Below are 26,687 nucleotides of genomic sequence, written 5' to 3' on the forward strand. Positions count from 1 at the left end.
CCGGCTGGGCATCACGGCCGAGGACGTTAACCTGGGAATATGAGCATCGAGGTAGAACTGACCGACGACTACACGGGCAACGTGTCCCCCGATCCCGATCACCACGGCGCGCATGCGCAGCGCCGGGCGCTCGACAACGCGACGATCGTCAAGATGTCGGTGGGACCGATGGACAACAACGTCTACATCGTCACCGACTCCGCGACCGGGAAGAGCCTGCTGATCGATGCGGCGAACGATCCGGAGACCATCCTCGCGCTGCTCGACGCGCTCCCCGGCGAGGTGACGCAGATCCTCACCACGCACGGACACTTCGACCACTGGCAGGGCCTCGAGGAGGTCCATCGGGTGCTTCAGGTGCCGATCGTCGTCGGGGAGGCCGACGCCGACGAGCTCCCGCTCGACCCCGACCGCACGCTCACCGGCGGCGAGACCATCGAGGTCGGAGACCTGTCGCTCGAGGTGATCGCCATCAGCGGCCACACCGCCGGATCCGTCACGCTGGTCCTCACCGAACGCTCCGGACGCGTGCACCTGTTCACCGGCGACACCCTGTTCCCGGGCGGCGTGGGCAAGACCTGGCAGCCGGGCGACTTCGAGATCCTGCTCGACGGCGTCACCGAGAAACTCTTCGACCGATTCGGGGACGACACCGTCGTCTACCCCGGGCACGGCAAGGACACCACTCTCGGCGCCGAGCGTCCGCATCTGAGCGAGTGGCGCGAACGCGGCTGGTGAGCCGGGCCCGGATCGGTAGCCTCGGAGGAGGGACGTCGCTCGGCCACTGCCGACCGCATCGAGGATCGGGCCGGCCGGGCGTCCGGATCACAGTCCCCCGATGAAAGGACGACCATGCTGTTACGCAAGATCGCACGACCTCTGCTCGGCACCGCGTTCATCGCCTCCGGCGCCGACGCGCTCACCTCACCGTCGCGCCGCGCCCAGGCATCCGAGCCGCTGGTCGATTCCACGGTTCGCGCCGAGACCGTCGTTCAGGTCGCCGGAGCCGTACAGATCGCCGCGGGCGTCGCCCTCGCCACCGGCCGCGCACCGCGGCTGGCGTCGTCCGTCCTCGCCGGAACCATCGTTCCGACCATGGTCCTGGCCAGCGACTTCTGGAACGAGACGGACCCGGCCCGGCGTGCGCTGAAGCAGTCGTTGTTCGTGAAGGATGTGGGACTGCTCGGCGGAGTCCTGATCGCCGCCGCCGACACCGAGGGACGCCCGTCCCTGGGCTGGCGCGCCCGGCGGACGCTCGAGCAGGCGCAGGTGCAGGCACACCAGCTGGCGGACCGGGCTGCGAAGCCGCTGCACGCCGCGGCCGAGGTGGAACCGGAACGGTTCACCGACCGCGCGAGTGCGCTCGCGCACGATGCGGCCGAACGCGCACAGGAAGTGGTAGACCGCGTGCCCGTGGACGAGATCCGGGACCGCGCCTCACAGCTCGCGGGCACCGCCCGCGCGCAGCTCGCCGACACCACCCAGGAGATCGTCGATCGCGCACCCGAGTTCGCCGAACACGCACGCGACGTCGCGACGAGGGTCGGCGAGGAGACCGCTGTCCGCGCCCGCCGGTGGCGCCGCCAGCTCGCGAGCTGACTCCCGGCCCCTTCTGGGCAGATCCCGGTAACATGGAACGACTGTGACAGCGCCACACCCCCGTTCCGTGCCCTCCGACCCCACGCCGGCCGACACCGCATCCGATCCGCGACTCGCGCAGGAGCAAGTCCATCTGGATGCGGTGTACGGCCGGCTCGACCGCATGCGTGCCAACGCCAAGCGCAGGCTGAGCGAGACTCTCCGCGAGTCGGCGGGCACACCGCAGGCGCTCTCCGAACGCGAGTCGTACGAACGGATGTACCAGGAGGACCTGGTCAAGATCGACGCCGCCGAACACAACCTGTACTTCGGTCGGCTCGACATGACCGACGGCACCGACACCGACACCGTCCGGCGCATCGGCCGGATCGGAATCCTCGACGACGACGAGCAGGACACGACGCTGCTCCTCGACTGGCGCGCCCCACTGGCCCGGCCCTTCTATCTCGCGACCCCCGCGTCACCGGAAGACGTGGAACGCCGCAGGCACATCCGGACGCGGTCGCGTGCGGTCCGATCCGTGTCCGACGAGTACCTCGCATCCGGCCGCATCGAGACGAGCTCCGACGGCGCCGAGCTCGGCGGCAACGTCGTCAACGAGGCGGCCCTGGTGGACGCTCTCAACGCCGCTCGCACGGGCGAGATGACCGACATCGTCGAGACGATCCAACGCGAGCAGGACGAGATCATCCGCTCCACGCATCGCGGCGTCACGGTGGTCCAGGGCGGGCCGGGCACCGGTAAGACCGCGGTAGCGCTGCACCGCGCCGCATACCTGCTGTACACCTACCGCGACATGCTCTCGCGCAGCGGTGTGCTCATCATCGGGCCGAACGCCGATTTCCTTCAGTACATCGGCCAGGTTCTTCCCTCGCTCGGCGAGACGGGAGTCCTGCTCTCCACCGTCGGAGACCTGTTCCCCGATGTGCGCGCGCGGGCCAGAGACTCCCGCACCGCAACCGCGCTGAAAGGCGACCAGCGGATGCTGAACGTGCTCCGCGCCGCGGTCCGCGCCAAACAGGCGCTCCCCGGCCGCGGTGTCACCGTCCCGTTCGACGGCTATGAGCTCCCGATCGACGCCGAGGTGGTCAAGGCTGCGCGGGCGCACGCGCGGTCCACGCGACGGGCCCACAATCTCGCGCAGCGCGCCTTCCTGCGGGCGGCGCTCGACGAACTCGCAGAGGTGCACGCCCGCCAGGTGGGAGCAGACCCGCTGGACGGCAGCCAACTGCTCACCAGCGCCGATCTGGAGGACATCCGCCGGGAGCTGGAGTCCGATCCCCACGTCGTCCAGGCGCTCGGCGAGTTCTGGCCTGCCTTGACACCGCAAGGGGTTCTCCGCGAGCTCTACGACGACCCCGCACTCCTGCGGAAGTCGACGCGCGGTTGGACCGACGAGGAACGCGACGCACTCCGTCGCGATGCGCATCCCCTGCGCGACGGCGCCGACTTCTCTCCCGCCGACGTCCCGCTGCTCGACGAACTCGCGGAACTGATCGGATACCGTACCGACGAGGCCGAACAGGTCCAACGCGCGCAGTGGCGGCAACGGCTCGCCGAAGCCCAGGACGCCCTCGACATCCTGACCGGTTCGGCACCGCAGGATCTGGAGGACGACCTCGACCCCGAGATCCTGATGGCGTACGACCTGATCGACGCCGAGCAACTGGCCGAACGGCAGGTGCACACCACGAGCCGGACCACCGCCGAGCGGGCCCACGACGACCGGACCTGGACCTTCGGGCACGTCATCGTCGACGAGGCGCAGGAACTCTCCTCGATGGCGTGGCGAATGGTGATGCGGCGGATCCCCAATCGCTGGATGACCGTCATCGGCGACACCGCCCAGACGGGCGATGCCGCGGGCGCCGATTCGTGGCGCGAGGTCTTCGAACCCTACGTCGCCGACCGCTGGCGATTGCACGAACTGACCGTCAACTATCGCACTCCGTCGGAGATCACGCGGTACGCCAACCGTGTTCTGAACTGGATCAATCCGGATCAAGCACCGCCGGAGTCGTTGCGCTCCAACGGGATCGAGCCATACGCGATCCGATCCGACGATGCCGCCGCCGCGGCAGTCGCGCTCGCGGAGGGCTCCCGCTGGCCCGGCCTCACCACGATCATCGCCTCGGACGGCACCGCCGAGGACGTCCGCGCACTCGCGTCGCCCGGCGATCGGGCCACGGTGCACGCGATCACCGCGGCGAAGGGTCTGGAGTTCGACAACGTGATCCTGCTCGAGCCCGCCGACCTGATCGCGGAGTCGCCGCGCGGATACAACGACCTGTACGTGGCGCTCACCCGAGCCACCCAGCGTCTGGTGGTGGTACACGCGCGCGCCCTGCCGCCCGACCTCGCCGACCTCCCGGACGACCTCCCGCACGAATGACGAGAAACGGAGCCCGGCCGAGCCGCGTGAGGCGGTTCGGCCGGGCTCCGGTTGACCGTGGCGGTCGATACGAATCGCCCCGCGTCGTGCCGGTCTACGTGGTGTGGACGATCAGGACATCGCAGGCGGCCTTGCGCGCGACGTCGGCCGGGACCGAACCCAGCAGGCGGCCGGCGATCGAGTTCAGGCCCTTGTTGCCGACCACCAGCAGATCCGCCTGCACGTCGACGACGAGCTGCAGAAGCGCGTCGACCGGGGCGCCCTGCACCGCACGCTGGACCACCTTGGTGGCACCGGCCTTGACGGCCCGCTCCTTCGCGGTGCGGAGGATCTCCTCGGTCGGCGACGATCCCATCACCTGGTACGCCTCGTCACGCAGCGTGTCCGACGCGGCGGCGGCCGCCTTCCCGTCGTTCGGGAAGTACGCGCACGCGATGACGACGGTTGCGTCCCCGGCGATCGCTCCAGCACGCTCGACTGCCTTCATCGACGACTCCGAGCCGTCCGTGCCGACCACGACTGTGGTGTAACCGCTCATGCCTGTCTTTCCCTCCAGAAGCGACGTGGGGCCGATATGTGAACGATCTCCGCATCCGGCCTCGGAATGCCTTACCGGTCATGAACATACCTTGACTCACCGCGGATCTGCGTCACTTGATCCCTGCGGCGTCCATTCCGCGCAGTTCCTTCTTGAGATCTGCGATCTCGTCACGCAGGCGTGCCGCCAACTCGAACTGCAGATCACGGGCCGCATTCATCATCTGCTCGGTGAGTTGTTGCACCAGATCGGCCAGTTCCGCGCGGGGCATGGCCGATGTGTCCCGATTCTCGATGACCCCCGAGGTTGCGACCTTCGACACTTCGCCCTGCGCGCGTCGCCCTCGACTGGCGTTGCGTCCTGAGCCGCCGATCTCCACCGCGTCCTCGGCCTCCGCGTACACCTGGTCGAGGATGTCGGCGATCTTCTTCCGCAGCGGCTGCGGGTCGACCCCCTTCTCCTCGTTGTAGGCGATCTGCTTGGCACGACGCCGGTCGGTCTCCTCGATCGCATTCGCCATCGAATCGGTGATCTTGTCGGCGTACATGTGGACCTCGCCCGAGACGTTTCGGGCGGCGCGACCGATGGTCTGGATCAGCGATGTGGTGCTGCGTAGGAAGCCCTCCTTGTCCGCGTCGAGAATCGCGACCAACGAGACCTCCGGAAGGTCGAGGCCCTCACGGAGCAGGTTGATGCCGACGAGCACGTCGTATTCACCGGTGCGCAGCTGTCTGAGCAACTCCACGCGCCTGAGGGTGTCGACCTCCGAATGCAGGTAGCGCACCCGGATGCCGAGTTCGAGCAGGTAGTCGGTGAGGTCTTCGGCCATCTTCTTGGTGAGGGTGGTGACCAGCACCCGTTCCTGGCGGTCGGTGCGTTCGCGGATCTCGTGCACCAGATCGTCGATCTGTCCCTTGGTCGGCTTCACCACGATCTGCGGATCGAGCAGGCCGGTCGGTCGGATGACCTGCTCGACGAACTCGCCTCCGGACTGGCCGAGCTCGTAGGGTCCCGGCGTGGCGGACAGATACACGGTCTGTCCGACTCGGTCGACGAACTCGTCCCACGTGAGCGGACGGTTGTCGACGGCGGACGGCAGACGGAACCCGTATTCGACCAGATTGCGCTTGCGGGACATGTCGCCCTCATACATCGCGCCGATCTGCGGGACAGTCACATGAGACTCGTCGATCACCAGGAGGAAGTCGTCCGGGAAGTAGTCGAGCAGGGTCGCCGGGGCGGTCCCCGGTCCGCGGCCGTCGATATGGCGCGAGTAGTTCTCGATACCCGAGCAGAAGCCGACCTGACGCATCATCTCGAGGTCGTACGTGGTCCGCATCCGCAGTCGTTGCGCTTCGAGCAGCTTGCCCTTGGCCTCGAGGTCGGCGAGCCGCTCCTCGAGTTCCTTCTCGATGCTCGCCATCGCGACCGCCATCCGTTCCGGACCGGCGACGTAGTGGGTCGCGGGAAAGATCCTCAGCGAGTCGACCTTGCGCACCACCTCACCGGTCAGCGGATGCAGATAATAGAGCGCGTCGACCTCGTCGCCGAAGAACTCGATCCGGACCGCGAGCTCCTCATACGAGGGGATGATCTCGACGGTATCGCCCCGTACGCGAAACCCGCCACGGGTGAACGCGACGTCGTTCCGCGTGTACTGGACGTCGACCAGCAGCCGCAGCAGCGCGTCGCGGTCGATCGAGTCGCCGACGGACAGTTCCACCGAGCGGTCGAGGTACGACTGCGGCGTCCCCAGGCCGTAGATGCAGGACACGGACGCAACCACCACCACGTCTCGGCGCGACAGCAGACTCGACGTGGCCGCGTGCCGGAGCCGCTCCACGTCGTCGTTGATCGAGCTGTCCTTCTCGATGTAGGTGTCCGTCTGCGCGATGTACGCCTCGGGCTGGTAGTAGTCGTAGTACGAGACGAAGTACTCGACGGCGTTGTGCGGCAACATCTCTCGCAACTCGTTCGCGAGCTGAGCGGCAAGCGTCTTGTTGGGCGCCATCACCAGGGTGGGCCGCTGCACGCGCTCGATGAGCCACGCGGTGGTCGCCGACTTGCCCGTGCCGGTGGCACCGAGCAGGACGATGTCGCGTTCACCGGCCTTGAGCCGTCGCTCCAGGTCTGCGATCGCGGTCGGCTGGTCGCCCGCGGGCTCGTATTCGCTGACGACCTCGAACTTCGCGTCGGTACGCTCGATCTCTCCGATCGGCCGGAACTCCGAGTGCGCGATCACCGGTTTCTCCGCTGGGAATGCCATGACACCAGGGTAGACGCGTGGTCTGACATGGGCCGGATCGAAACGAGGGCGCCCTGGAGGGGTAGTCGATGTCCGACCCCTGGTGCAGAATCGCCGTACAGCCAATCGGTCCTCGGAGGTCGCCATGACAGTTCCCGCCGTTCCACCTCCCGTCAGCGCGATCACTCTCGGCGTCCGCGACGTCGAGCGGTCGACGACGTTCTATGCCGATGGACTCGGCTTCCGCGTCCTGAACTCGATCCCCGGCGAGATCACGTTCCTGCAGATCGGCCCCGGCTTGATGCTCGCACTGTGGAACGTCTCCTCCATGCCCGGCGAGTACGGCGCTGTGGGTCACGGCGAGCTCGCCCCGCCGATGTCGCTCGGACACAACGTCGGCGACGCCGCCACCGTGCAGCGCATGTTCGACGCGGCCGTCGCCGCCGGCGCGTCAGCGATCAACCCGCCGACGACTCAGGAGTGGGGCGGCACCAGCGCATGCGTCGCCGACCCGGACGGCTTCCGGTGGGACTTCGTATGGAACCCGGCCTTCTCCGTCGACGACGACGGAACCATCCGCGGCGTCTGACCGCACCGGCACTCGGGCTGCGCGATGATGAATCCGCATCGACTCGCTACCGAAGGGACCGACCAGCCATGTCTTCTGACACCCCGACCTCAACCAGCCCCGCGGGCGTCTCGCGCCGGACCTTTGTCGCGGGCGCGGGTGCCACCGCCGGAGCCCTGACTCTCGGCGTCGCGCTGAGCGCGTGCGGTTCGCGCGAGTCCGCTCCGGCGGGCGTGACCCCGCCGTCCGGAGCCCCGGCCGGCACGCTGGCCACCGTCTCCGACGTCCCCGTCGGCGGTGGGGTGATCGCCGGTGACGTGGTGATCACCCAGCCGAGAGCGGGCGATTACCAAGCGTTCAACGCTACGTGCACGCATGCGGGCTGCACCCTCTCCGGAGTCAGCGACGGCACCATCGACTGCCCGTGCCACGGCAGTAAGTTCCACCTCGACGGCACCGTCGCGAACGGCCCCGCCGACCGGCCGCTCAGCAAGGTCTCGGTGCGAGTCGACGGTTCCAACATCATCCGGCAGTGACGCCGCGGGCCTTGTGCTCAGTGCACAATCACCGCCGCGAATTCTGGCTTCGCAGGCCGTAGCCCGCCCACGAACACCTTTCTAGTGTTGTCTCTCACAACATCAATGAAAGGTGACCCACGTGACTCCGACCGCGTCGTACTTCCCCTGGGACAATGCCGTTCGAGGCGAGGCACCGTGCATTCGAGACGACCGCCACGAACACTCGTATGCGGCGTTCGCGACTCGGGTCGACGCTTGCGCAGAACAACTCGCCGCACGCGGCGTCGTCGCGGGCGACGTCGTGGCCGCGATGCTGCCGAATCGTGCGGAACTGATCGTGGTGATGGCCGCCGCGTGGCGGCTCGGCGCGACCGCGACGCCGGTCAATCCGGCGTTCACCGACGAGGAGTCCACCCATCAGCTCGACGATGCCGGCGCGAGAGTCGTGGTCGCCGACCGTGCCGTCGGCGACCGGCCCGTCCTCGACGTGGAGGACCTCGCCCTCGAACCGAGTTCCGGGTGGATCGCGCCTGCGGCCCCGCCGCGTGATGCGGTGGCCCTGCTGATCTACACATCCGGGTCCACCGGGCGCCCCAAGGGCGTGCAGCTGACCCACGCCAACCTGCACTTCATGGCGACGTCGATGGTGCGGTTGCTGGAACTGACGGCCGCCGATCACGCCCTCCTCATTCTGCCGCTCTTCCACGTGAACGCGATCTGCGTGTCCGTCCTCTCACCGTTCCTCGCAGGCGCTCAGGTCAGCATCACCGGACGGTTCTCCGTGAGCAGGTTCTTCGACGACGTGCGTCGCCTGCGGCCCACGTACTTCTCCGGTGTCCCCACCGTCTACGCGCTCCTCGCGTCCTCCTCCGACTCCGCCGACGCCGACATGTCCTCGATCCGAGTCGCGATCTGCGGTGCGGCTCCGATCTCGCGAGAGCTCCTCACGCTGGTCCAGTCGCGGTTCGCGTTCCCGATCCTCGAGGGCTACGGACTCACCGAAGCCACATGCGCCAGCGCCTGCAATCCGCTGCGCGGCGAACGCCGGCTCGGCACGGTGGGACCCGCCCTGCCCGGCCAGACGATCGCCGTCGTGGACGCCGAGGGCCGCGCGCTGCCCGCAGGCGAGACGGGCGAGATCGTGATCAGCGGTCCGGCGGTGATGCTCGGCTACCTCGGCCGGCCCGGCGCGACCGCTGACGTCCTCGTCGACGGGCGGCTGCACACCGGTGACGTCGGACGCCTCGACGCCGACGGCTACCTCACCGTGGTCGACCGCATCAAGGACATGATCATCCGCGGCGGCGAGAACCTGTATCCGAAGGAGATCGAGGCGGCGCTCGCGACGCACCCGGACGTCCTCGAGTGCGCCGTCGTCGGCGCACCGGACAGCCTGTACGGAGAAGTGCCCGTCGCCTACGTCGTCCGCCATCCCGGCGCCACCGTGGACTCCCATGAGATCACCGCGCACCTCGCCGGGCGGCTGGCGCGGGTCAAACTCCCCGACGCCGTCCACATCGTCACCGAACTCCCCCGCAACCCGGTCGGCAAGATCGACAAGCCCGCCCTCCGTCGCGGGCTCGTCTCCGGCTGACGCTCTCGCACCCCGACTTCCCGCACGCCGCGCACGCCGCGGCGCGATACCCCCTGTCCGGCGAACACCTGCTCTCCGCTCTCTCCCTACACGATTGGAGTGACCAACCATGGGTCTCACGCAACCCGACTTCCCGCCGGTCGATCCGGCGACCTTCCGCCGGCGACCGCTGCTGGACCGCCTGCGCGTGCTCAGCACGCACTGGGCCGAGTACGGCTTCGGTACGCAGAAGGCGGTTCACCTCATCTACCTCGCCAAAGTCCTCATCCTTTACATCGGTGTCGGCGTCACGATCGCCACGCTGAGCTCGGGCCACTCGCCGCTGGCCGTCTCGGAGTGGTGGAACCAGCCGGTGGTGTATCAGAAGCTGGTCCTCTGGACACTCCTCGTCGAGACGCTGGGCGTCGGCGGCTCGTGGGGACCGCTGGCCGGGCACTTCAAGCCGATGACCGGCGGCGCGCTGTTCTGGCTCCGGCCCCGGACCATCCGGCTGCCACCGTGGCCGGACAGAGTTCCCTTCACCAAGGGTGACTCCCGAACCCTCTTCGACGTCGCGCTCTACGCGGCGATCGTCGTGAACCTCGTCGTGGCACTGTTCCTGCCCACCGTGCACGGGAGCCGGCTCGACGCTCTGGTGCCGGGCAATCACGGTCTCGTGGATCCGGCCGTGCTCTATCCCTACCTCGCGATGATGGTGATCCTGGGGCTGCGGGACAAGGTGCCGTTCATCGCGGCGCGATCAGAGCAGTATCTGCCTGCGGTGGCCTTCTTCGCCTTCCTGCCCTTCGTCGACATGATCCTCGCGCTCAAACTGCTCATCGTGGTGGTGTGGGTCGGTGCCGGCGTCTCGAAGATGGGCAAGCACTTCTCCATGGTGATCGGGCCGATGATGTCGAACACGCCGTGGCTCGCCCTGAAGTCGGTCAAACGCCTCAACTACCGCTCGTTCCCCGACGACCTGCGTCCGTCGAAGATCGCCGGGTTGCTCGGCCACGTACTCGGCACCGTCGTCGAGATCGCCACTCCCCTGGTCCTGCTGTTCTCAGCCGATCGGACACTCACCGCGGCGGCCGTGGTCCTGATGGTCTGCTTCCATCTGTTCATCTTCTCAACGTTCCCGCTGGCGGTCCCGCTCGAGTGGAACATCCTCTTCGCCTACAGCGCGGTCTTCCTGTTCCTCGGCTTTCCGGCATGGGACGGCTACGCCCTGTCCGACACCGGCTCACCCTGGCTGATCGTGCTGATCGCGGTGGCGCTGCTGGTATTCCCGGTCCTCGGCAATCTGCGCCCCGACCTCGTCTCCTTCCTCCCGTCGATGCGGCAGTACGCAGGCAACTGGGCGGCGGCCACCTGGGCCTTCGCGCCCGGCGCCGAGGAGAAGCTCAACCGCCACGTGGTGCGCTCCTCGCTCAACACGAAGACGCAGCTCACGGCGACGTTCCCGGACGAGGTCGCCGACGTGGTGATGCACCAGATGCTCGCCTGGCGATCGATGCACAGCCAGGGCCGCGGCCTGCTGTCGCTGATGCAGCGGCATCTCGGCGACGACCGGATGAACACCTACGACCTGCGCGAAGCCGAGTTCTCCTGCAACTCGCTGGTCGCGTTCAACTTCGGTGACGGCCATCTCCACGACACCAAGATGATCGCCGCCCTGCAACGTCGCTGTGGATTCGCACCGGGCGAGTTCACCGTGGTGTGGGCCGAGTCCCAGCCCATCCACCGTGGAACCCAGGACTATCTGATCATCGACGCCGCACTCGGTGTCGTGGAGCGCGGCCGGTGGCGGGTCCGCGACGCGGTGAACGAACAGCCGTGGCTGCCGCACGGCCCGATCCCGGTGGAGGTGACCTGGCGTCGCGAGTTCGCGAGCCCGCATCCGGGCATTGACGCCTATACCAGCGTCGACCAGGCTGAGACCGTGAATCATCAAGCCGGACCCCGCACTTCGACGGAGACGGAGACAGTCGCGAAGACGGACAAGCCGGCGGAGACGGATACGCCTGCGGCGGAGACCGTCTGATGTCCACCGCGGTCATCGTCGGCGGCGGGCCCAACGGGCTCGCCGCCGGGCTGCAGCTCGCACGCAACGGCGTGAAGGTCCAGGTGCTCGAAGCCGCGGACACCGTCGGCGGGGGTGCTCGCTCGGCGGAGTCACTGGTGCCGGGTGTGATCCACGACCTGTGCTCGGCGTTTCATCCGATGGGGGTGGGTTCGCCGTTCTGGAGGGAGATCGATCTCGGCCGCTACGGCTTACGATGGCGCCGGCCCGAGATCGACTGCGCCCATCCCCTCGACTCCGGTGAGACCGCGCTGCTGTTCCGGTCGATCACCGAGACCGCGGACGGGCTGGGCGCCGACGGGCGCCGTTGGCGCGCCGCCCTCGGGGATCTCGCCAGGAACTTCGACGATCTCGGACACGATCTGCTGCGGCCGATCGCCCATGCACCCGTCCACCCGTTCGAACTCGCGGCCTTCGGCCCGCGGGCGCTGCTCCCGGTGTCAGTGATGGCCAGGCTGTTTCGCACCCCCGCCGGGCGTGCACTCTACGGCGGCATCGCCGCCCACGTGTACACCGACTTCGACCGACCGCTGACCGCCTCGCTGGGCTTGATGATCGCTGCGAGCGGGCACCGATACGGCTGGCCGGTGGCCGAAGGCGGCTCCGGCTCCATCATCGCCGCGGTCACGGCCGCCCTGGCCGATCACGGCGGCACGATCGAGACCGGTGTCACCATCACGTCCCGCGATCAGATCCCCGCCGCCGATGTCGTGCTGCTCGACCTCTCTCCCGCACAGGCCGAACGGCTCTACGGCGATCGGATGCCGCCGCGTATCCGGCGCGCTTACCGCAGGCACCGGGTCGGTGCCGCCGCGTTCAAGGTCGATTTCGCGATTCGCGGCGACATCCCGTGGCGCGATAAGGACTGCGGACGTGCGGGCACGGTCCATCTGGGCGGGACCTTCGAGGAGATCAGGCGCGCCGAGAAGCTCCGTGACCGGGGAGTCCTGCCCGACCGGCCGTTCGTCCTGGTCGGACAGCAATACATCGCCGATCCGACGCGCAGTTCGGCGGGGATCAATCCGATCTGGTCGTACGCGCACGTTCCGGCCGGTTACTCCGGCGACGCGACGCAGCAAGTGATCTCGCAGATCGAGCGGTTCGCGCCCGGATTCCGCGACACCATTGTGGACATGAAGACCACGACGGTCCCCCAGATGGCCGCGTACAACCGGAATTACGCCGAAGGCGACATCATGGGCGGGGCCAATGACGGCCTGCAGCTCCTGTTTCGTCCCAGGGCAGCGTTGGATCCGTACTCGACCGGAGTGGACGGGGTGTTCCTGTGCTCGCAGTCCACACCGCCCGGCCCCGGCGTCCACGGTCTGTGCGGCTATCACGCGGCCGAGTCGGCGTTGCGGCATCTGCGACGGGCGGGCGACGGGCGACGACGGTGACCGAGATCGTCCGTGCCCGGGCCGCGGAGGTCGGCCGAGCGCTCGGCGCCGGACACCTGGCACTCTCGGACGTCGTCGCCGAGGCACTGGCGCGCGGGATCGAACCGCTCGACACCGATCCGGTGCTGGTCGAGATGCTCGAGGCCAGTGTCCACGCCAACGTGACCAACATCGTTCACATCCTGACCAACGACATTCCGCTGGCTCATCTGCAGCCGCCGACCGCGGCCGTCGAATACGCGCTGCGTCTGGCTCAGCGCGACATTCCGTCGAACGCGCTGGTCCGGGCCTACCACATGGGCCAGAACCTGGTTCAGCAGCGCTGCTACCGACTCATCGCCGACCAGCACCTGGGTGCGGCCGAGACCGTCGAGCTCACCGAGTACGTCTCGACCGTGCTGTATCGCTACATCGACTGGATCACCGCCGCGGTGTTCGAAGTGTACGAGGACGAACGGCGCAGGTGGATCGGGACGCAGGGCACCGTTCTGTCCTCGACGGTGCACAATCTCCTCGCGGCTCCCGAAGCCGGCGCGGCCACATTCGAACGCGAGACCGGCTACCGCCTCGATCGGGTGCATCGCGCGATCATCCTGTGGCTCACCGAACGCGCGTCCCTGGAACTGGCGGACCTCGATCGGGTGGCGCGCCGAGTCTTCGCCGGAATCGGGTCGGCGGGACCGGCGCTCATCGCTCCGGTCGACGCCTCCACCCTCTGGGCGTGGGTGCCCCTGGCGGACCGTGCGCGCGGCACGGACGCCGTCGCCGCCCTGCGGACCGCCTCACTGCCGGAGGGTGTGCGGATGGCGTTCGGCGACGCTGCGCCGGGGACCGCCGGATTCTGCCGGAGTCACGAGCAGTCGCGCGCCGCATTCACCGTCGCGCATCTGCCGGACAGCCCGACCGGCCAGGTGACCGGCTTCGGGGATCGCGGGATCGCGCTGGCGGCGATGCTGGAACGCGACATCGAGCACACCCGGCCGTGGGTCCGCGAAGTCCTCGGCGACCTCGCGGAAGACAGCCCGTCGGCCGCGTCGCTGCGGGAAACCCCGGCCGTCTTTCTCGCGACGGGCGACAGTCACGTGCGGACCGCCGAACGGCTCAGCCTCCACCGGAACAGCGTCAAGTACCGCATCGACAAGGCGCTGGCGACCGTCGGGCCGGACCACGACCGGCTAGACGTGGGGTTGGCGCTGACCGCGTGCGAGTTCCTCGGCCCGATGGTGCTCATCGCACGATGACGCCGTTCCGCACCGCCGGCCGTCCGTCGCTGTGACAAGCTGGGCGCATGGCCGATCTGCATCCGCCCAAGCGCGAGGTCTTCGACGTCCCCGCGATGACGAACACCGATAACAAGGGCGTCGTGCGCGAGGTGCTCGACTACCGCGTCACCGACTTCGGGCTGTACATGTCGCGCACCGCCGACCATCCGCGCTTCACTCATCTGGAGAGCTGGCTGCTGCCGTCTCTCGGACTGCGCGCCAACATCTTCCACTTCGTGGCCGGCCACCGCCCGGGGCAACGCCTGTATCTCGATATCGGCGAGTTCTCCGGTCCCGACGAGGCGGGCCGCTGGCACGCGGTCGACTGGTATCTGGATCTCGTAGACGTTCCGGGCGAACCGCTCGCGCTGATCGACGTGGACGAATTGTTCGACGCGCATGCCGCCGGGTTCCTGACCACCGCACAGGCCGAAGACGCCGTGCGGATCGCGACGACGGCGCTGATCGGCGCGACGACCTCGGGAGATGTGCAGTCGTGGCTCGACGCGCAGGCGGGTACACCACTCGAATGGCTCGATCGAGCCTGATCGCCGGTATCGGACGAACGTGTGACAGACTCCCCTACGGTTCTCATCTGCCTCACAGGAAGTCCGCCGTCGATGACGCCTCCGACCCCGCCCCACCAGCCCGAGCCGGCCGACAACCTGCGCCGTATCCGCAGCCCGGACCCCAGCCTCAACCGTATCCTCAGTACGGACAGCCTTACCCGCAGCCGCAAGCGCCCGTCGGCGGGTTCGCTCCCGTCCCCGGCACGCCGGGCTATCCGCCGCCGCCGAAGAAGAACGGGATCCGACGCGTCGTCATCGTCGCCGTCATCCTCCTCGCAGTGGTGATCGCCGGAGCCGTAGCTGCGACGATCCTGAAGGACAAGGACAGCGGGACGAGCGTCGACTCGAGCCCCATCGGTTCGTGTATCACCGTGGACGGATCGACCACCGATGTGACGACCGCCGCCATCGACTGCGCCGACACGAGCTCGGTCTCGTACATCGTCGGCGCCAAACTGGACTCCCAGGCGGCATGCGAAGCCGGCCACTACAACTACTACGTGTACGAATACGGCACCGGCGCAGCAGACAAGGTGATGTGCCTGATCCCGAACTACCGGGTGGGCACGTGCTACGAGGAATCGACCATCTCGATCGGCGCCGACCTCAAGACCGTCGCCTGTTCGACGCCCTCGTCGAGCCTGACCGCCCGATACAAGATCACCGAGCGCGCCGAGTCCGCGAACGTGCCGAACTGCACCGATTCCGAGAAGCAGAAGGCGTTCACCTACGAGGTGCAGACCGATCCGGCGCGCCGGATCGGCTTCTGCGCCGAGATTCAGGGCGACGGGTACGGCTGGAAGTAGCCCGTCCCGGCACCGGCCTCATCCGACCGATCGCGCACCCGCACTCATCCGCGGATGATGCCGGCGATCAGTCGGGTGAGGCCGAACTCGTACGCGTGGTCGGCGTTTCCCGGGCCGGCGAACTCCTCGCCCACGGCGGTGCCGACCCGGGACGAGATCGGATACCGCCCCTCGGGCATCGCATCGGCGAGCAATGGCCCGGCCGTCTCCCACCACTGTTCGTCGGTCATTCCCGAGTTCGCGTACGTCACCATCTGGTCGATCCGCGAGCGGGCATTGCCGATGGCGAAGGCTCGCAGCGAAGCGATCACCGCGTCCAGCTCCACATCGCCGAAGTGCTTCCCCGACCTGGCCCCGGCCGCCGCGACGGCGGAGAGCTGGACCTCGTATCTATGCGAGGAGCCCGGTCCCGGGACCGGGCGCCACGCAGGGACGTCGAGCAGCCACGGATGCCGGAGGATCTCGTCACGGTACTGATCGGCAACCGCCCGCAGCACTGCGTCGATAGTCGCGCTCGTGTCGATCGCGGTGTCTTCGACCGCCACCGCGTCGACCATCAGAGCCAGCAGAATCTCCCGGTTCGGCACATACGTGTAGAGCCCCATCGGCTTGAGTCCGACGTCCGCGGCGAGCACCCGCATCGACAGCTGCGCCAGCCCGTTCGCATCGGCGATCGCCACCGCCGCCCGCACCACCGCCTCGACGGTGGTGCGCTGCCGCGGTCCCGGCCGGACCTGAACATCACTCGGTGCCCGCCACAGCAGTTCGACGGTGCGCCGCACGTTCTCGGTCTCGTCCGCCATCCTCGACAATCCTCTCCGTAAGGCGTACGGTATCAGTTCCGTACATCGTACGTCATCCCCACAGTTTCTCGGAGGAGACATTCTGACCAGGCAGAACGTACCCCTGCACGCCACCTATCTGACCGACCGGCATGCGTTCGCCCTGTGGGCGCCTTCGGTGTCCGCAGGGCGAACGCATACCCTTCGCATTCCGCTGCCCTCCGGGCACGGGCCCACGGCAGGCCTCGTCCCCTCGAACGTCGCCTGCCGGATCGTCGACGCCGACCACCTGCCCGCCTGCCAGACCCCGTCGGCGCAGGCCTGGTCGCGCATCGCTGCCGACCCGGACGCGGACGTCGAGTTGCCTCCCGCCGCGCACGCGGTCCTGAACGCGACCGGTGACGCCGCGACCTCGGCCGCCTACGCTCGTGCGGTCTTCGTCGACACCCTCGCCGCGGCCGAGTCGCTCCGGCCCCTGCTCACCGCGGACCTGCGCGCCTACCAGCTGCGGGGCGTCACCTGGCTCGCCGAGGTATGCGCGGAGGGCGGTGGAATCCTCGCCGACGAGATGGGGCTGGGCAAGACGTTGCAGACCATCGCCCACCTGGCCCGCGCCGACCACGGGCCGGCGCTGGTGGTGTGTCCCACCGGCCTCGTGACGAACTGGATTCGCGAGATACGCCGCTGGACTCCCGGTCTGGAGGCCGCCGACTTCCGCGGCGGCGAACTGCCACCGCCCGGCGACCGCACCGTTGTCGTGACCGGGTATCCCACCCTTCGCCGTCACACCGGCGCACTCGCGGCCGTGAGATGGGCCACCGCCGTATTCGACGAAGCGCAGGCGCTCAAGAACAGCCGGACCCAGGTCTCGCGCGCCGCGCGGGCGATCACCGCCGACGCACGGATCGCGCTCACCGGGACGCCGATCGAGAACAATCTCGACGAACTCTGGTCGGTGCTGAACCTGGTCGCGCCCAGCGCCTTCGGCAACCGCGCGCTCTTCCGCCGCCGCTACACGCTGCCGATCCAGAACGGCTCGGCCACGGCCAAGCACCGTCTGCACGATGCGATCTCGGGACACGTTCTGCGACGCACCAAGAGCGAGGTCGCCGCTAACCTCGGACCCAAGATCGAGACGGACGTGCAGTGCGACCTCACCGAGGAACAGGGCAGGATCTACGACGCGATCCTCGACCGCGCCGAGGCAGAGGGATTCGGAGCCGGGATGGCGCGACGCGGCGCGATCCTGGCGGCCCTGACCCGGCTCAAGCAGGTCTGCAATCATCCGGGTCTGATCGCTTCCGGACCGGTCACCGGTCGTGTGGAGGGTCGTTCGGGAAAGCTCGACGTCGCCGCGGAGATCGTCGGTACCAACGTCGAGAACGGTTCGCCCACCGTCGTGTTCACGCAGTACCGCCAGACCGGTGAACTGCTCGCCGCTCATTTCGGCGACCTCCTCGGAACGCGGGTTCCCTTCCTGCACGGCGGGCTCACGCGGACTGAACGCGACCGGATCGTCGACGAGTATCAGTCGGGCGCGGGTTGCGGCGTTCTCGTCGCGAGCCTCAAGGCCGCCGGCACCGGTCTCACCCTCACCCGCGCGGCCGACGTCGTTCACTTCGATCGATGGTGGAACCCCGCGGTCGAAGCTCAGGCGACCGACCGGGTGCACCGGATCGGCCAGGATCGCATCGTCACCGTCACCACGCTGACCACGGCCGGAACGCTGGAGGAGCACATCGCCACGATGCACCGGAAGAAGGCCGCGCTGGACCTCGACGCCGACGCCGGCGCGCTCGCGGTTCTCACCGAGCTCTCCGACGAACGGCTGATCGAAGTCCTGCGCCGGAACCGAGAGGAGACCGCATGAGTACCAGTAGCACAGAGTTCGGATTCACCGTCTGGGGCCGGGACTTCCTCCGGATCGCGGAGCCGACCCACGTCACCAGGCCGGAGCCCGCCCTGCCGAGAGCGAGGCGCATGGCGCGCAATGCGATGAACGACGTGCACGTGGAGGGACGTCTGATCCGCGGCACCGTCGTCGCAGGCGATGCGGCGTCCGTCGCGTATCTCGAGTTCGCTCCGATGGGACGGGACGCGGCGCGTGCGGTCGCTGACCTGGTCGGTGCCACACCCGGCCCATCCGCGTTGACCGACGAGGTCCACGCCGCACTCGGCCCGCGACCGCCGGAACTCGCAGTGGTCGACTGCTCGTGTCGCGCGCGGTCACCGCGCTGCGTGCACGTCCTCGCGCTGCTCTACGAGACGATTCGCCTGGTCGACGAGGATCCCCGGCTGGCGTTGTCGCTGCGAGGCTTCGGCGACGCTCTCGACGGCGAGGTGCCTGCGGACGACCGCATCGGCCCGTGGACGCCGCTGTCCGCACTGGATCCGGCGACGTTCTACGGGTGAGGCGCGGCCCCGCCGGTCGCGTGGCGGATCGGTTCACGATTGCGCGACACCGGTCAGGAGGCGTAGCGGGCGATCCAGCCGGGTCCGTAGCCGGTCGAGCCGACCGAGTAGAGAACGCGCCCGACTTGCTGCCAACCGGCATCCCGGTCTGCCGGGTCGATGGTCCACCGCCTGCTTCCGTTCTCGCCGTCGAACGCCGTCAGTCGTGGAGCATTGGGCCGCTGGTGCTCAGCCGGGTCGCCGGCGAACAGCAGTCGCCGACCGTCGAACCCGAACAGCCATGCCCCGAAGTTCGACGTGACGGTTCCACCGGACTCGCCGGTGGCCGCATCGATGAGCCGCCAGGTCTCCGAGTACGCATCGCCGGGCCCGAACTCGCTCGTTCCGACCGCCACGTGTCGTTCGTCGAGGGCGCGGACCTTTGCGATGCCGTCGCCCGTGACCGCTCGGGTCCAGCGCAGCGCGCCCGTGTCAGCGGTGACGACGCCGACCTTGCGCCCGGAGACGACGGGGATCGACTCGGGTTCGACGAGCTGGCCGTCGCGCACGACATCGTCATCATCGGCGAGCCGCCACCCGATCAATCGGCCGGTCTGCCGCCCGGTCTCGTCGTACGTCACGGTCACCGGACTCCCGCCCGCCGGGTTGACCGCGAATCCACCTTCATAGAGCAAGTAGTTCGGTCTCGACGGCTGCCCGACGATCGACGTGCACACCATCATTCCGGTGACCTCGTCCGGCGCGCCACAGCTCGGAGCCGACGACGTCGGTTCACGGTGGACCAGGGTGCCGGTGTCGGCCCGGTAGAAGGAGACGGCACCGTCGCCGGACTCCATCACGATCACCCCGGAGCCGACCACCGACCGCACGGTGCGCTCTCCGGTCGACCCGTTGACCGACCACGAACGCTGCCCCGTCGGCTCGAATCGCGTGATCAACGGTCTCCGGTCCACGGTGGCAGCACCCCTGTCGGGGACCGGGCCCTCCTCGCGGAGTCCGACGCCTGAATCCCTGGGCACCGCAACGACGAATCCGTCATCGACCGTCACGATGCTGGGCGCCCCGTGGACGCGGACGGTCTGCACGACGCGCTCGGCACCCGAGCTCAGGTCGAAGAAGGAGACGCGAGCCACGGCTTCGCCGCTCACTCGGACGTTCTTCGTACATGCCAGCGTCGGGCCGTCTCCGACGGCGCAGTCGGCCCAGTGACCCGCCTCGCGTCGGCTCCACAGCACCTTCCCCGACTGCACGTCGACCGCCGCCAACGGCGTCGTACGCGCGTACGGCTCGGCAGCGCCGACGACCACCACCACATCATCCGACTGCGCCTTGATCGAGATCGACGCACGTTCGTCGGCGGGTTCGTCAGCTCCCAGGACGTCGTCCGCGGTCAGCTTCCACCGTTCACCCGGCGCCGACGGCATGGACTGCAGCGCAATCGGTCCCGGCCCGTACTCGAGATCGTCGTCTCCGCGCGGCCACAACACGACGCCGACCACGACCACCTCGACGATCATCAGGAGAACTACGACGACGGGCAGAACACTCCGATGCGACAGTGGCGGCATATCGCCGATTCAACCATCACGCCGTACGTTGCGGTGACCGATGGTCTGACACACTGGGACTCGTGATCAGAGTGGGACTCACCGGCGGCATCGGCGCCGGCAAATCGACGGTTGCCAAGACCTTCATCGAACACGGCGCGTATCACGTCGACGCCGACCGCATCGCCCGCGAGGTGGTGGAGCCCGGCACGCCGGGTCTGGCTCAGCTCGTCGACGCCTTCGGACCGGAGATCCTCGACGCCGACGGCGCTCTCGACCGTCCGGCCCTCGCGGCGCGTGCATTCGTCGACGACGACAGTCGCAAGCTCCTGAACTCGATCACGCATCCATTGATCGGCGCGCGGACCCAGGAGCTCACCGACGCGGCGCCCGCCGACGCGATCATCCTTCACGACGTCCCGCTCCTCGTCGAAGGGAACATGGCGCCGTTCTATCACGTGGTCGCCGTGGTGCACGCGGATGCGGACGTCCGGCTGGACCGCCTGGTGAATCTGCGCGGCATGGATCCCGAAGACGCGCGGTCCCGAATCGCGGCGCAGGCGACGGACGACCAGCGTCGAGACGTCGCCGACATCTGGCTCGATAACTCGGGGACCCCGGACGAGCTCGCGGCTCAGGCTCTGCGCGTCTGGAACGAGCGATTGATTCCGTTGCGCGACAACGTTGCCGGCCGCGTCTGTGCCGAGCTGCCGACACGGCCACAGGAGTACGACCCTTGGTGGGCCGTATTGGGACGCCGCGTCGTGAACCGCGTATGGGCGCTGGTCGGGGCCGGAGCGACGGCGGTCGAGCACGTCGGCCCGACCGCCGTCGTCGGGCAGTCGGCGCCACCGGTGATCGATATCCGGGTGACGGTCGCCGACCTCGGCTCCGCGGATTCGCTCGCGGACGCACTCGCCGACGGCGGGTTCCCGCGGCTGTCGTCGTCCGAGGACGAACGCCTGCACGCCAGCGCCGATCCGGCGCGTCCGGTCCGCGTGCACGTGCGTCCGGTAGCGCCGTCGGCGTAGCGGTTCGCGTGGCGGACGTCAGACTCCGGTCGCCCGTCGAATCAGCGCCGACGACGCCAGACAGGGTCCGGTATCCGCTCGGCACGACGAAGCCCGCGCAGTCGGTGACCGCGCGGGCTTCGTCGAATTGAGCGAGATGCTAGGCGACCTCGCCGTCGCGCTCCGCCACCAGAGTGAGGGCGATGTCGACGATCATGTCCTCCTGGCCACCGACCAGACGCCGTTCACCGCACACGGTGAGGATGTCGCGCACGTCGAGGTCGTACCGTTTGGCCGCGGCCTCGGCGTGACGCAGGAACGACGAGTACACGCCGGCGTATCCGAGCGTCAGCGTCTCGCGGTCGACGCGGACCGGGCGGTCCTGCAGTGGCCGGACGATGTCGTCGGCCGCGTCCTCCAGCTTGTTCAGGTCGCAGCGGTGCTCGAAGCCCGACAGATTCGCGACGGCGACGAAGGGCTCGATCGGGCAGTTGCCCGCTCCGGCACCGTGGCCGGCCAGCGAGGCGTCGACGCGGTAGACGCCGTTCTCGACCGCGACCACCGAGTTGGCGACCGACAGCGAGAGATTCTCGTGAGCGTGGATGCCGATCTCGGTCTCCGGATTCAGCACGGCCCGGTAGGCCTTCACTCGCGCGACCACGTCGTTCATCGTCAGGCGTCCGCCCGAATCGGTGATGTACACGCAGTGCGCGCCGTAGCTCTCCATCAGCTTGGCCTGCTCCGCCAGCTTCTCGGGGGTCGACATGTGCGAGAGCATCAGGAAGCCCGAGACGTCCATGCCGATCTCCCGCGCCGCGGCGATGTGCTGTGCGGAGACGTCGGCCTCGGTGCAGTGCGTCGCGATGCGGACCGACCGGACGCCGAGATCCCATGCGTGCTTCAGTTCCTCGACAGTGCCCACGCCCGGCAGCAGCAGAGTGGTGAGCCGTGCGTTCTTCAGAACACTCGCCGCGGCCTCGATCCACTCCCAGTCGGTGTTGGAACCGGGCCCGTAGTTCACCGAGCCGCCCGCCAGACCGTCGCCGTGCGCCACCTCGATGGCGTCGACGCCGGCCTCGTCGAGCGCAGAGACGATGCGCTTGACGTCGTCGGTGCTGATCTGATGGCGGATGGCATGCATGCCGTCACGCAGCGTGACGTCCTGGACGAAGATGGGGGTGCTCATGCGTTGGACTCCTTCAGCGCTGCGATCCGCTCCGCGTACTGCAGGCCCGCGGACGTCATGATGTCGAGGTTCCCGGCATAGGCCGGCAGATAGTGCGCGGCACCCTCGACTTCGAGGAAGACCGACACCTGGTGGGTGGGAGCCGACTCCGGCTCCTGGGTCATCAGCGTCTGAACCGGCGACCCCTCGGCGATCGGGTTGATCTGTACCTTCTGCTTCAGTCGGTACCCCGGGACGTATGCGGAGACGTCCGCGACCATCTTCTCGACCGAATTGCGGATCCGCTCCTGAGTGTCCAGGTCCGGCGCATCGACCAGCGCATACACGGTGTCGCGCATTATCAGCGGCGGTTCGGCCGGGTTCAGGATGATGATGGCCTTGCCGTTGCGGGCCCCGCCGACCTGCTCGATGGCCGCCGACGTGGTCTCGGTGAACTCGTCGATGTTGGCGCGGGTGCCGGGTCCGGCCGACTTGGACGCGATGGACGCGACGATCTCGGCGTAGGCGACCGGCGCCACGCGGGACACCGCGGCGACGATCGGAATGGTCGCCTGCCCGCCGCAGGTCACCATGTTGACGTTCTGCGCATCGAGATGGTCGCCGATGTTCACCGCCGGCACCACGTACGGTCCGATGGCCGCCGGCGTCAGGTCGATCAACCGCTTGCCCAGCGGCTGCAGGATCGACGCATTGTGCTCGTGGGCTTTGGCCGAGGTGGCGTCGAAGACGATCTCGATCTCGTCGAAGTTCGGCATCGCGACGAGACCCTCGACGCCTTCGTGCGTGGTGGGCACGCCGAGGCGCTGGGCGCGGGCCAGGCCGTCGGAGTCGGGATCGATGCCGACCATCGCACCCATCTCGAGGTGCTTGGCGGTCCGCAGCACCTTGATCATCAGATCGGTCCCGATGTTGCCGGAGCCGATGATGGCGACCTTCGTCTTGCCGCCTGACGTCTTACTCATGGGAGTTCCCTTCACTGAAACGGGCTTTCACCGATCCGAGGCCGTCGATCACGACGGTCACCTCGTCTCCGGGTTGAATCGGGCGCATGGGGCCGAGCGCTCCGGACAGGATCACCTGACCCGCGCGCAGGGGTTCGCCGAAGTCGCGGGCGGCCCGGGCCAACCAGGCGACGGCGTTGAGCGGGTCTCCGAGGCAGGCCGCGCCCTCACCGGTCGAGACCTCCTCGCCGTTGATGAGCATCGACATGCCGACGTCGACGGGACGGAACTCGTCGAGCGTCCTGCGGTCGGTGCCGAGGACGTAGACCCCCGAGGAGGCGTTGTCGGCGACCGTGTCGGCGAATGCGATGTCCCAGCCGTCGATGCGGCTGTCGCAGACCTCCAGTGCGGCGACGCCGTAGTCGATCGCATCGCGGATCTGTTCGATGTCGAGCGGACCGTCGGCGAGATCCTTCTTCAAGACGAAGGCGACCTCCGCCTCGGCCTTGGGCTGCAGCAGCCGGTCGATCGGAACCACCTCGCCGTCGCCGTACGCCATGTCGTCGAAGAGGACGCCGAAGTCGGGCTGGTCGACGCCCATCTGGTCTTGAACGGCCGCAGAGGTGAGGCCGATCTTGCGGCCGACGATCGTCGCGCCGCCGGACACCCGGCCCGCGGTCAGCCGTTCCTGGACGCGGTAGGCCGCGGCCAGATCCGTGGGTCCGATCAGGTCGCGCACCGGAGTGCACGCCTGTCTGGTCTGGAGGGCGGTGAGCAGCCGCTGCGCGGCCTGGTCTTCGGCGACCGGATTCTGCGCCGGTTCGCGTTCGGTGGTCTCGATCATGGTGACCATGCTCACCGCTGCGCCGCCCGAAGAGAAGAGCGTCGTCTCGCTGAGCGAGACGGAGGCGGTAGTGTCGTCCGCATGGCCAGAACGACGCCCTCGAAACCGTCGGATCCGGGCGACGGCGAGCACGCCGTGGACCGCGCCACCGTCGTCGGCAAAGTGGTGACCATCCTCCGGGCCTTCACTGTCGACGACAACGAACTGAGCCTCGCCGAACTGGTGCGCCGCACCGGTCTGCACAAGGCGACGGTGCATCGGCTGGCCGGTGAACTCGTCGGGGTCCGGCTCCTCGACCGGACCGACGACGGGTACCGACTGTCCGGCGGCCTGTTCGAACTCGGGATGCTCGCGTCGGTGGAACGCAGTCTGCTGGAGATCGCGATGCCCTTCCTCCAGGACCTCTACGGGCGAACCCGGGAGACCGTGCACCTGGGTGTCCTCGACGGCCACGAGGTGGTCTACGTGGCGAAGATCGGCGGTCACCGTCAGGCCAGCGCGCCCTCGCGCACAGGCGGCCGGATGCCGTTGCACTGCACGGGGATCGGCAAGGCACTCTTGGCGCACTCGGATCCCGCTCTGCAGCAGAGCGTCCTCGCCGGACCGCTCCCCCGCCGCACCCCGCGAACGATCGTCGCGCCGGGCATCCTGGCGCGCCAACTCGATGCCATCCGCGAATCCGGAGCGGCCTTCGAGTACGAGGAGTCGGCTCCCGGCATCGCGTGCGTCGCGGCGCCGATCCTGGACGTCGCGAACAACACCGTGGTGGCCGCGGTCAGCGTGACCGGTCCGCTCACGCGGTACCGACCCGAGGCGCACACCGACGCGGTCCGCGCCGCAGCGACCGGGATCGCGTCCACCCTCGACCGTCGACGCACGCTGCGTTGACGAGGCGGGGCGGCCGATCGAATCGGCCGCCCCGCCTCGTCGCCGGAGTGTCGCGAGTCGTCACACGGTCGCACCTTCGGCGGCCGCCTCAGCGGGTTCCGGCTCCGGCACCCGAGAGAACAGCACCACCGCGCACACCAGGCTGAGCAGGCAGACAACGGCGAGATACGCAGTGACGCCGGCGGCGCCACCGGACTCCCCGACCAGCGCCGAAGAGACGATCGGTGCCAGTCCCCCGCCCAGAATCGCGCCGACCTGCAGGATCAGCGAAGTTCCCGAGTAGCGGACGGCGGCCGGGAAGGTGTCGGCGATGATCGCGCCCTGGACGCTGTGCGTGATCGGCACGATGAGGCCCATTCCGAGGAATGCCGCGGCGGTGATCACCGCACTGCCCGTGCCGAGCATCGGCAGGAAGACCAGACACCAGATCAGCAGCGCGACCGACCCTCCGACGAACATGGAGCGCCGGCCGCTGCGGTCGGCGATCCGAGTCCAGAACGGGATGGTCGCGAACCAGATCACGGCCGCGACCGAGACGCAGACGATGAGGAAGGAACGGCTGTAATCGAGGTGCTCGGTGCCGTACGAGAGGGTGAAGACCATGAACACGTAGGCCACCGCTGAGTTCGCGATCATCACGCCGAGCGTCAGTGCCATCCGCCCGACACCCACGCGCATCGCCTCTCGCAGCGGGAACCGCTCGACGGCCCGGTGACTGACGACCCGGCTGAACGAGGGTGACTCCTCGACGTGCAGGCGGATCACCAGACCGATCACCACAAGCACCGCGCTGAGCAGGAACGGGATCCGCCAGCCCCACGCGTCGAAGGCTCCGGACGGCATCACCGCATTGGTGGTCAGGAAGACGACGTTCGCCAGGACCAGTCCGGCGGGAGTGCCCATCTGCGGGAAACCCGCGTAGAGGTTCCGCTTGCCTGCGGGCGCGTGCTCCATCGACATCAGCGTGGCGCCGGCACCCTCGCCGCCGAGACCGAGCCCCTGGACCACGCGAAGCAGCACCAGCAGGACCGGCGCCCACACTCCGATGGACCCGTAGTTGGGCACCACGCCGATCAGCGTCGAGGCCGCACCCATCATCAGGAGCGAGACGATGAGCGTGTTCCGCCGTCCGACCCGATCGCCGAAGTGACCGAAGACGAGGCCACCGAGCGGACGCGCGACGAAGCCGACGGCGAACGTGCTGAAGGCCGCGAGCGTGCCGGCGGCGGGACTCAGGGACGGGAAGAACTGTTTGTTGAAGATCAATGCGGCAGCTGTGCCGTAGAGGAAGAAGTCGTACCACTCGAGAGTGGTGCCGACGAGCATCGCCGAGGCGACCCGGCGTCGCGCCTGCTGATCGCTCAGCGCCTTGTCGGAGGATCGGGTGAACATCGATATCGGCCTTTCATGGGTGTGAGGTGGCGACGCCGACGAACGCTCAGTAATCGGGGTCACATTCAGAAGACGGCATACGGCGGCGCGTGAGAAATGCCTTTCGCCGCGGTACCGATGCCCCGGCGGGCATAG

The 26,687-nt window shown here is 68.4% G+C and carries 23 protein-coding genes; 15 read left to right on the plus strand and 8 right to left on the minus strand.

The features are described from left to right. Positions 1–39 precede the first annotated feature (39 nt). From ACZ5QD_RS06635 to ACZ5QD_RS06645, 3 genes are all read left to right on the plus strand, one after another. Positions 40–738, plus strand: a complete 699-nt coding sequence (locus ACZ5QD_RS06635; RefSeq protein WP_006895456.1) for an MBL fold metallo-hydrolase — start codon at positions 40–42, stop codon at positions 736–738. A gap of 114 nt (positions 739–852) precedes the next feature. Next, a complete protein-coding gene (locus ACZ5QD_RS06640; protein WP_006895455.1) occupies positions 853–1,599 on the plus strand; it encodes a DoxX family protein in 747 nt (248 codons plus the stop codon). Between the two features lie 67 nt (positions 1,600–1,666). Beyond that, positions 1,667–3,991: a HelD family protein gene (locus ACZ5QD_RS06645; RefSeq protein WP_045536807.1), complete on the plus strand. Its 2,325-nt coding sequence runs from the start codon at positions 1,667–1,669 to the stop codon at positions 3,989–3,991. Positions 3,992–4,085: 94 nt separating this feature from the next. Here ACZ5QD_RS06645 and ACZ5QD_RS06650 read toward each other — a convergent pair whose 3' ends face one another. Both ACZ5QD_RS06650 and uvrB read right to left on the minus strand, forming a co-directional pair. Next, entirely contained in the window at positions 4,086–4,529 is a 444-nt protein-coding gene (locus ACZ5QD_RS06650; RefSeq protein ID WP_006895453.1) for a universal stress protein, read from the minus strand. Between the two features lie 112 nt (positions 4,530–4,641). Then, positions 4,642–6,795: an excinuclease ABC subunit UvrB gene (uvrB, locus tag ACZ5QD_RS06655; protein WP_039867008.1), complete on the minus strand. Its 2,154-nt coding sequence runs from the start codon at positions 6,793–6,795 to the stop codon at positions 4,642–4,644. Between the two features lie 124 nt (positions 6,796–6,919). Between uvrB and ACZ5QD_RS06660 the strand changes: the two genes are divergently transcribed. The 8 genes from ACZ5QD_RS06660 (at position 6,920) to ACZ5QD_RS06695 (ending at position 15,550) form a co-directional block, all read left to right on the plus strand. Beyond that, positions 6,920–7,363 carry a VOC family protein gene (locus tag ACZ5QD_RS06660; RefSeq protein WP_006895451.1) on the plus strand — a complete coding sequence of 148 codons (444 nt, stop codon included), beginning with the start codon at positions 6,920–6,922 and terminating at the stop codon, positions 7,361–7,363. A 68-nt stretch (positions 7,364–7,431) separates the two neighbouring features. Next, the gene (locus ACZ5QD_RS06665; protein WP_006895449.1) at positions 7,432–7,878 is read left to right on the plus strand and encodes a QcrA and Rieske domain-containing protein; all 447 of its coding nucleotides are present in this window, start codon (positions 7,432–7,434) and stop codon (positions 7,876–7,878) included. 121 nt (positions 7,879–7,999) lie between these two features. Next, complete coding sequence (locus tag ACZ5QD_RS06670; RefSeq protein WP_464367188.1) at positions 8,000–9,454, plus strand: class I adenylate-forming enzyme family protein; 1,455 nt, start codon at positions 8,000–8,002, stop codon at positions 9,452–9,454. A 109-nt stretch (positions 9,455–9,563) separates the two neighbouring features. Continuing rightward, on the plus strand, positions 9,564–11,477 hold the full coding sequence (locus tag ACZ5QD_RS06675) for a DUF3556 domain-containing protein (RefSeq protein WP_464367189.1): 1,914 nt from the start codon (positions 9,564–9,566) through the stop codon (positions 11,475–11,477). Then, a complete protein-coding gene (locus tag ACZ5QD_RS06680; RefSeq protein WP_464367190.1) occupies positions 11,477–12,913 on the plus strand; it encodes a phytoene desaturase family protein in 1,437 nt (478 codons plus the stop codon). The genes ACZ5QD_RS06675 and ACZ5QD_RS06680 overlap by 1 nt, the downstream gene beginning before the upstream one ends. Next, positions 12,910–14,154 (plus strand): PucR family transcriptional regulator, encoded by a 1,245-nt coding sequence (locus ACZ5QD_RS06685; RefSeq protein ID WP_222111411.1) that lies wholly within the window; start codon positions 12,910–12,912, stop codon positions 14,152–14,154. The genes ACZ5QD_RS06680 and ACZ5QD_RS06685 overlap by 4 nt, the downstream gene beginning before the upstream one ends. Before the next feature lie 47 nt (positions 14,155–14,201). Continuing rightward, positions 14,202–14,723, plus strand: coding sequence for a ribonuclease FAU-1 family protein (locus ACZ5QD_RS06690; RefSeq protein ID WP_006895441.1), 522 nt, complete (start codon positions 14,202–14,204; stop codon positions 14,721–14,723). A gap of 299 nt (positions 14,724–15,022) precedes the next feature. Then, positions 15,023–15,550, plus strand: a complete 528-nt coding sequence (locus ACZ5QD_RS06695) for an LppU/SCO3897 family protein (protein WP_308128715.1) — start codon at positions 15,023–15,025, stop codon at positions 15,548–15,550. Between the two features lie 44 nt (positions 15,551–15,594). On the opposite strand, the gene ACZ5QD_RS06700 is transcribed toward ACZ5QD_RS06695, so the two are convergent. Further along, entirely contained in the window at positions 15,595–16,353 is a 759-nt protein-coding gene (locus tag ACZ5QD_RS06700) for a TetR/AcrR family transcriptional regulator C-terminal domain-containing protein (RefSeq protein ID WP_062367750.1), read from the minus strand. A gap of 157 nt (positions 16,354–16,510) precedes the next feature. On the opposite strand from ACZ5QD_RS06700, the gene ACZ5QD_RS06705 reads away from it, so the two are divergent. Both ACZ5QD_RS06705 and ACZ5QD_RS06710 read left to right on the plus strand, forming a co-directional pair. After that, positions 16,511–18,202, plus strand: coding sequence for a DEAD/DEAH box helicase (locus tag ACZ5QD_RS06705; RefSeq protein WP_278123921.1), 1,692 nt, complete (start codon positions 16,511–16,513; stop codon positions 18,200–18,202). After that, a complete protein-coding gene (locus ACZ5QD_RS06710) occupies positions 18,199–18,744 on the plus strand; it encodes an SWIM zinc finger family protein (protein WP_006895437.1) in 546 nt (181 codons plus the stop codon). Before ACZ5QD_RS06705 ends, ACZ5QD_RS06710 begins: the two co-directional genes overlap by 4 nt. A 53-nt stretch (positions 18,745–18,797) precedes the next feature. Here ACZ5QD_RS06710 and ACZ5QD_RS06715 read toward each other — a convergent pair whose 3' ends face one another. After that, positions 18,798–20,312 carry a PQQ-binding-like beta-propeller repeat protein gene (locus tag ACZ5QD_RS06715; RefSeq protein ID WP_464367191.1) on the minus strand — a complete coding sequence of 505 codons (1,515 nt, stop codon included), beginning with the start codon at positions 20,310–20,312 and terminating at the stop codon, positions 18,798–18,800. A gap of 62 nt (positions 20,313–20,374) precedes the next feature. Here ACZ5QD_RS06715 and coaE point away from each other — a divergent pair, with 62 nt between their 5' ends. Further along, complete coding sequence (coaE, locus tag ACZ5QD_RS06720) at positions 20,375–21,322, plus strand: dephospho-CoA kinase (protein WP_197078043.1); 948 nt, start codon at positions 20,375–20,377, stop codon at positions 21,320–21,322. Positions 21,323–21,461: 139 nt separating this feature from the next. On the opposite strand, the gene dmpG is transcribed toward coaE, so the two are convergent. The 3 genes from dmpG to ACZ5QD_RS06735 are packed head-to-tail and all read right to left on the minus strand — an operon-like array spanning position 21,462 to position 24,281. Then, positions 21,462–22,487: a 4-hydroxy-2-oxovalerate aldolase gene (gene dmpG / locus ACZ5QD_RS06725; RefSeq protein ID WP_006895434.1), complete on the minus strand. Its 1,026-nt coding sequence runs from the start codon at positions 22,485–22,487 to the stop codon at positions 21,462–21,464. Then, positions 22,484–23,449 carry an acetaldehyde dehydrogenase (acetylating) gene (locus ACZ5QD_RS06730; protein ID WP_006895433.1) on the minus strand — a complete coding sequence of 322 codons (966 nt, stop codon included), beginning with the start codon at positions 23,447–23,449 and terminating at the stop codon, positions 22,484–22,486. The genes dmpG and ACZ5QD_RS06730 overlap by 4 nt, the downstream gene beginning before the upstream one ends. Then, entirely contained in the window at positions 23,442–24,281 is an 840-nt protein-coding gene (locus ACZ5QD_RS06735) for a 2-keto-4-pentenoate hydratase (protein WP_222111416.1), read from the minus strand. Before ACZ5QD_RS06735 ends, ACZ5QD_RS06730 begins: the two co-directional genes overlap by 8 nt. 72 nt (positions 24,282–24,353) lie before the next feature. Here ACZ5QD_RS06735 and ACZ5QD_RS06740 point away from each other — a divergent pair, with 72 nt between their 5' ends. Continuing rightward, positions 24,354–25,160 carry an IclR family transcriptional regulator gene (locus ACZ5QD_RS06740; RefSeq protein ID WP_045536798.1) on the plus strand — a complete coding sequence of 269 codons (807 nt, stop codon included), beginning with the start codon at positions 24,354–24,356 and terminating at the stop codon, positions 25,158–25,160. A 60-nt stretch (positions 25,161–25,220) separates the two neighbouring features. On the opposite strand, the gene ACZ5QD_RS06745 is transcribed toward ACZ5QD_RS06740, so the two are convergent. Then, complete coding sequence (locus ACZ5QD_RS06745) at positions 25,221–26,552, minus strand: MFS transporter (RefSeq protein WP_222111851.1); 1,332 nt, start codon at positions 26,550–26,552, stop codon at positions 25,221–25,223. Positions 26,553–26,687 lie beyond the last annotated feature (135 nt).

The sequence above is a fragment of the Gordonia sp. J1A genome, assembly GCF_055393515.1.

What these genes read in the sequence shown, in the direction of transcription:
- ACZ5QD_RS06635 (WP_006895456.1), top strand. Translation starts at nt 40, where the DNA reads ATGAGCATCGAGGTAGAACTGACCGACGACTACACGGGCAACGTGTCC.
- ACZ5QD_RS06640 (WP_006895455.1), top strand. Translation starts at nt 853, where the DNA reads ATGCTGTTACGCAAGATCGCACGACCTCTGCTCGGCACCGCGTTCATC.
- ACZ5QD_RS06650 (WP_006895453.1), bottom strand. Translation starts at nt 4,529, where the DNA reads ATGAGCGGTTACACCACAGTCGTGGTCGGCACGGACGGCTCGGAGTCG.
- uvrB (WP_039867008.1), bottom strand. Translation starts at nt 6,795, where the DNA reads ATGGCATTCCCAGCGGAGAAACCGGTGATCGCGCACTCGGAGTTCCGG.
- ACZ5QD_RS06660 (WP_006895451.1), top strand. Translation starts at nt 6,920, where the DNA reads ATGACAGTTCCCGCCGTTCCACCTCCCGTCAGCGCGATCACTCTCGGC.
- ACZ5QD_RS06665 (WP_006895449.1), top strand. Translation starts at nt 7,432, where the DNA reads ATGTCTTCTGACACCCCGACCTCAACCAGCCCCGCGGGCGTCTCGCGC.
- ACZ5QD_RS06675 (WP_464367189.1), top strand. Translation starts at nt 9,564, where the DNA reads ATGGGTCTCACGCAACCCGACTTCCCGCCGGTCGATCCGGCGACCTTC.
- ACZ5QD_RS06680 (WP_464367190.1), top strand. Translation starts at nt 11,477, where the DNA reads ATGTCCACCGCGGTCATCGTCGGCGGCGGGCCCAACGGGCTCGCCGCC.
- ACZ5QD_RS06690 (WP_006895441.1), top strand. Translation starts at nt 14,202, where the DNA reads ATGGCCGATCTGCATCCGCCCAAGCGCGAGGTCTTCGACGTCCCCGCG.
- ACZ5QD_RS06700 (WP_062367750.1), bottom strand. Translation starts at nt 16,353, where the DNA reads ATGGCGGACGAGACCGAGAACGTGCGGCGCACCGTCGAACTGCTGTGG.
- ACZ5QD_RS06710 (WP_006895437.1), top strand. Translation starts at nt 18,199, where the DNA reads ATGAGTACCAGTAGCACAGAGTTCGGATTCACCGTCTGGGGCCGGGAC.
- ACZ5QD_RS06715 (WP_464367191.1), bottom strand. Translation starts at nt 20,312, where the DNA reads ATGCCGCCACTGTCGCATCGGAGTGTTCTGCCCGTCGTCGTAGTTCTC.
- dmpG (WP_006895434.1), bottom strand. Translation starts at nt 22,487, where the DNA reads ATGAGCACCCCCATCTTCGTCCAGGACGTCACGCTGCGTGACGGCATG.
- ACZ5QD_RS06730 (WP_006895433.1), bottom strand. Translation starts at nt 23,449, where the DNA reads ATGAGTAAGACGTCAGGCGGCAAGACGAAGGTCGCCATCATCGGCTCC.
- ACZ5QD_RS06735 (WP_222111416.1), bottom strand. Translation starts at nt 24,281, where the DNA reads ATGGTCACCATGATCGAGACCACCGAACGCGAACCGGCGCAGAATCCG.
- ACZ5QD_RS06740 (WP_045536798.1), top strand. Translation starts at nt 24,354, where the DNA reads ATGGCCAGAACGACGCCCTCGAAACCGTCGGATCCGGGCGACGGCGAG.
- ACZ5QD_RS06745 (WP_222111851.1), bottom strand. Translation starts at nt 26,552, where the DNA reads ATGTTCACCCGATCCTCCGACAAGGCGCTGAGCGATCAGCAGGCGCGA.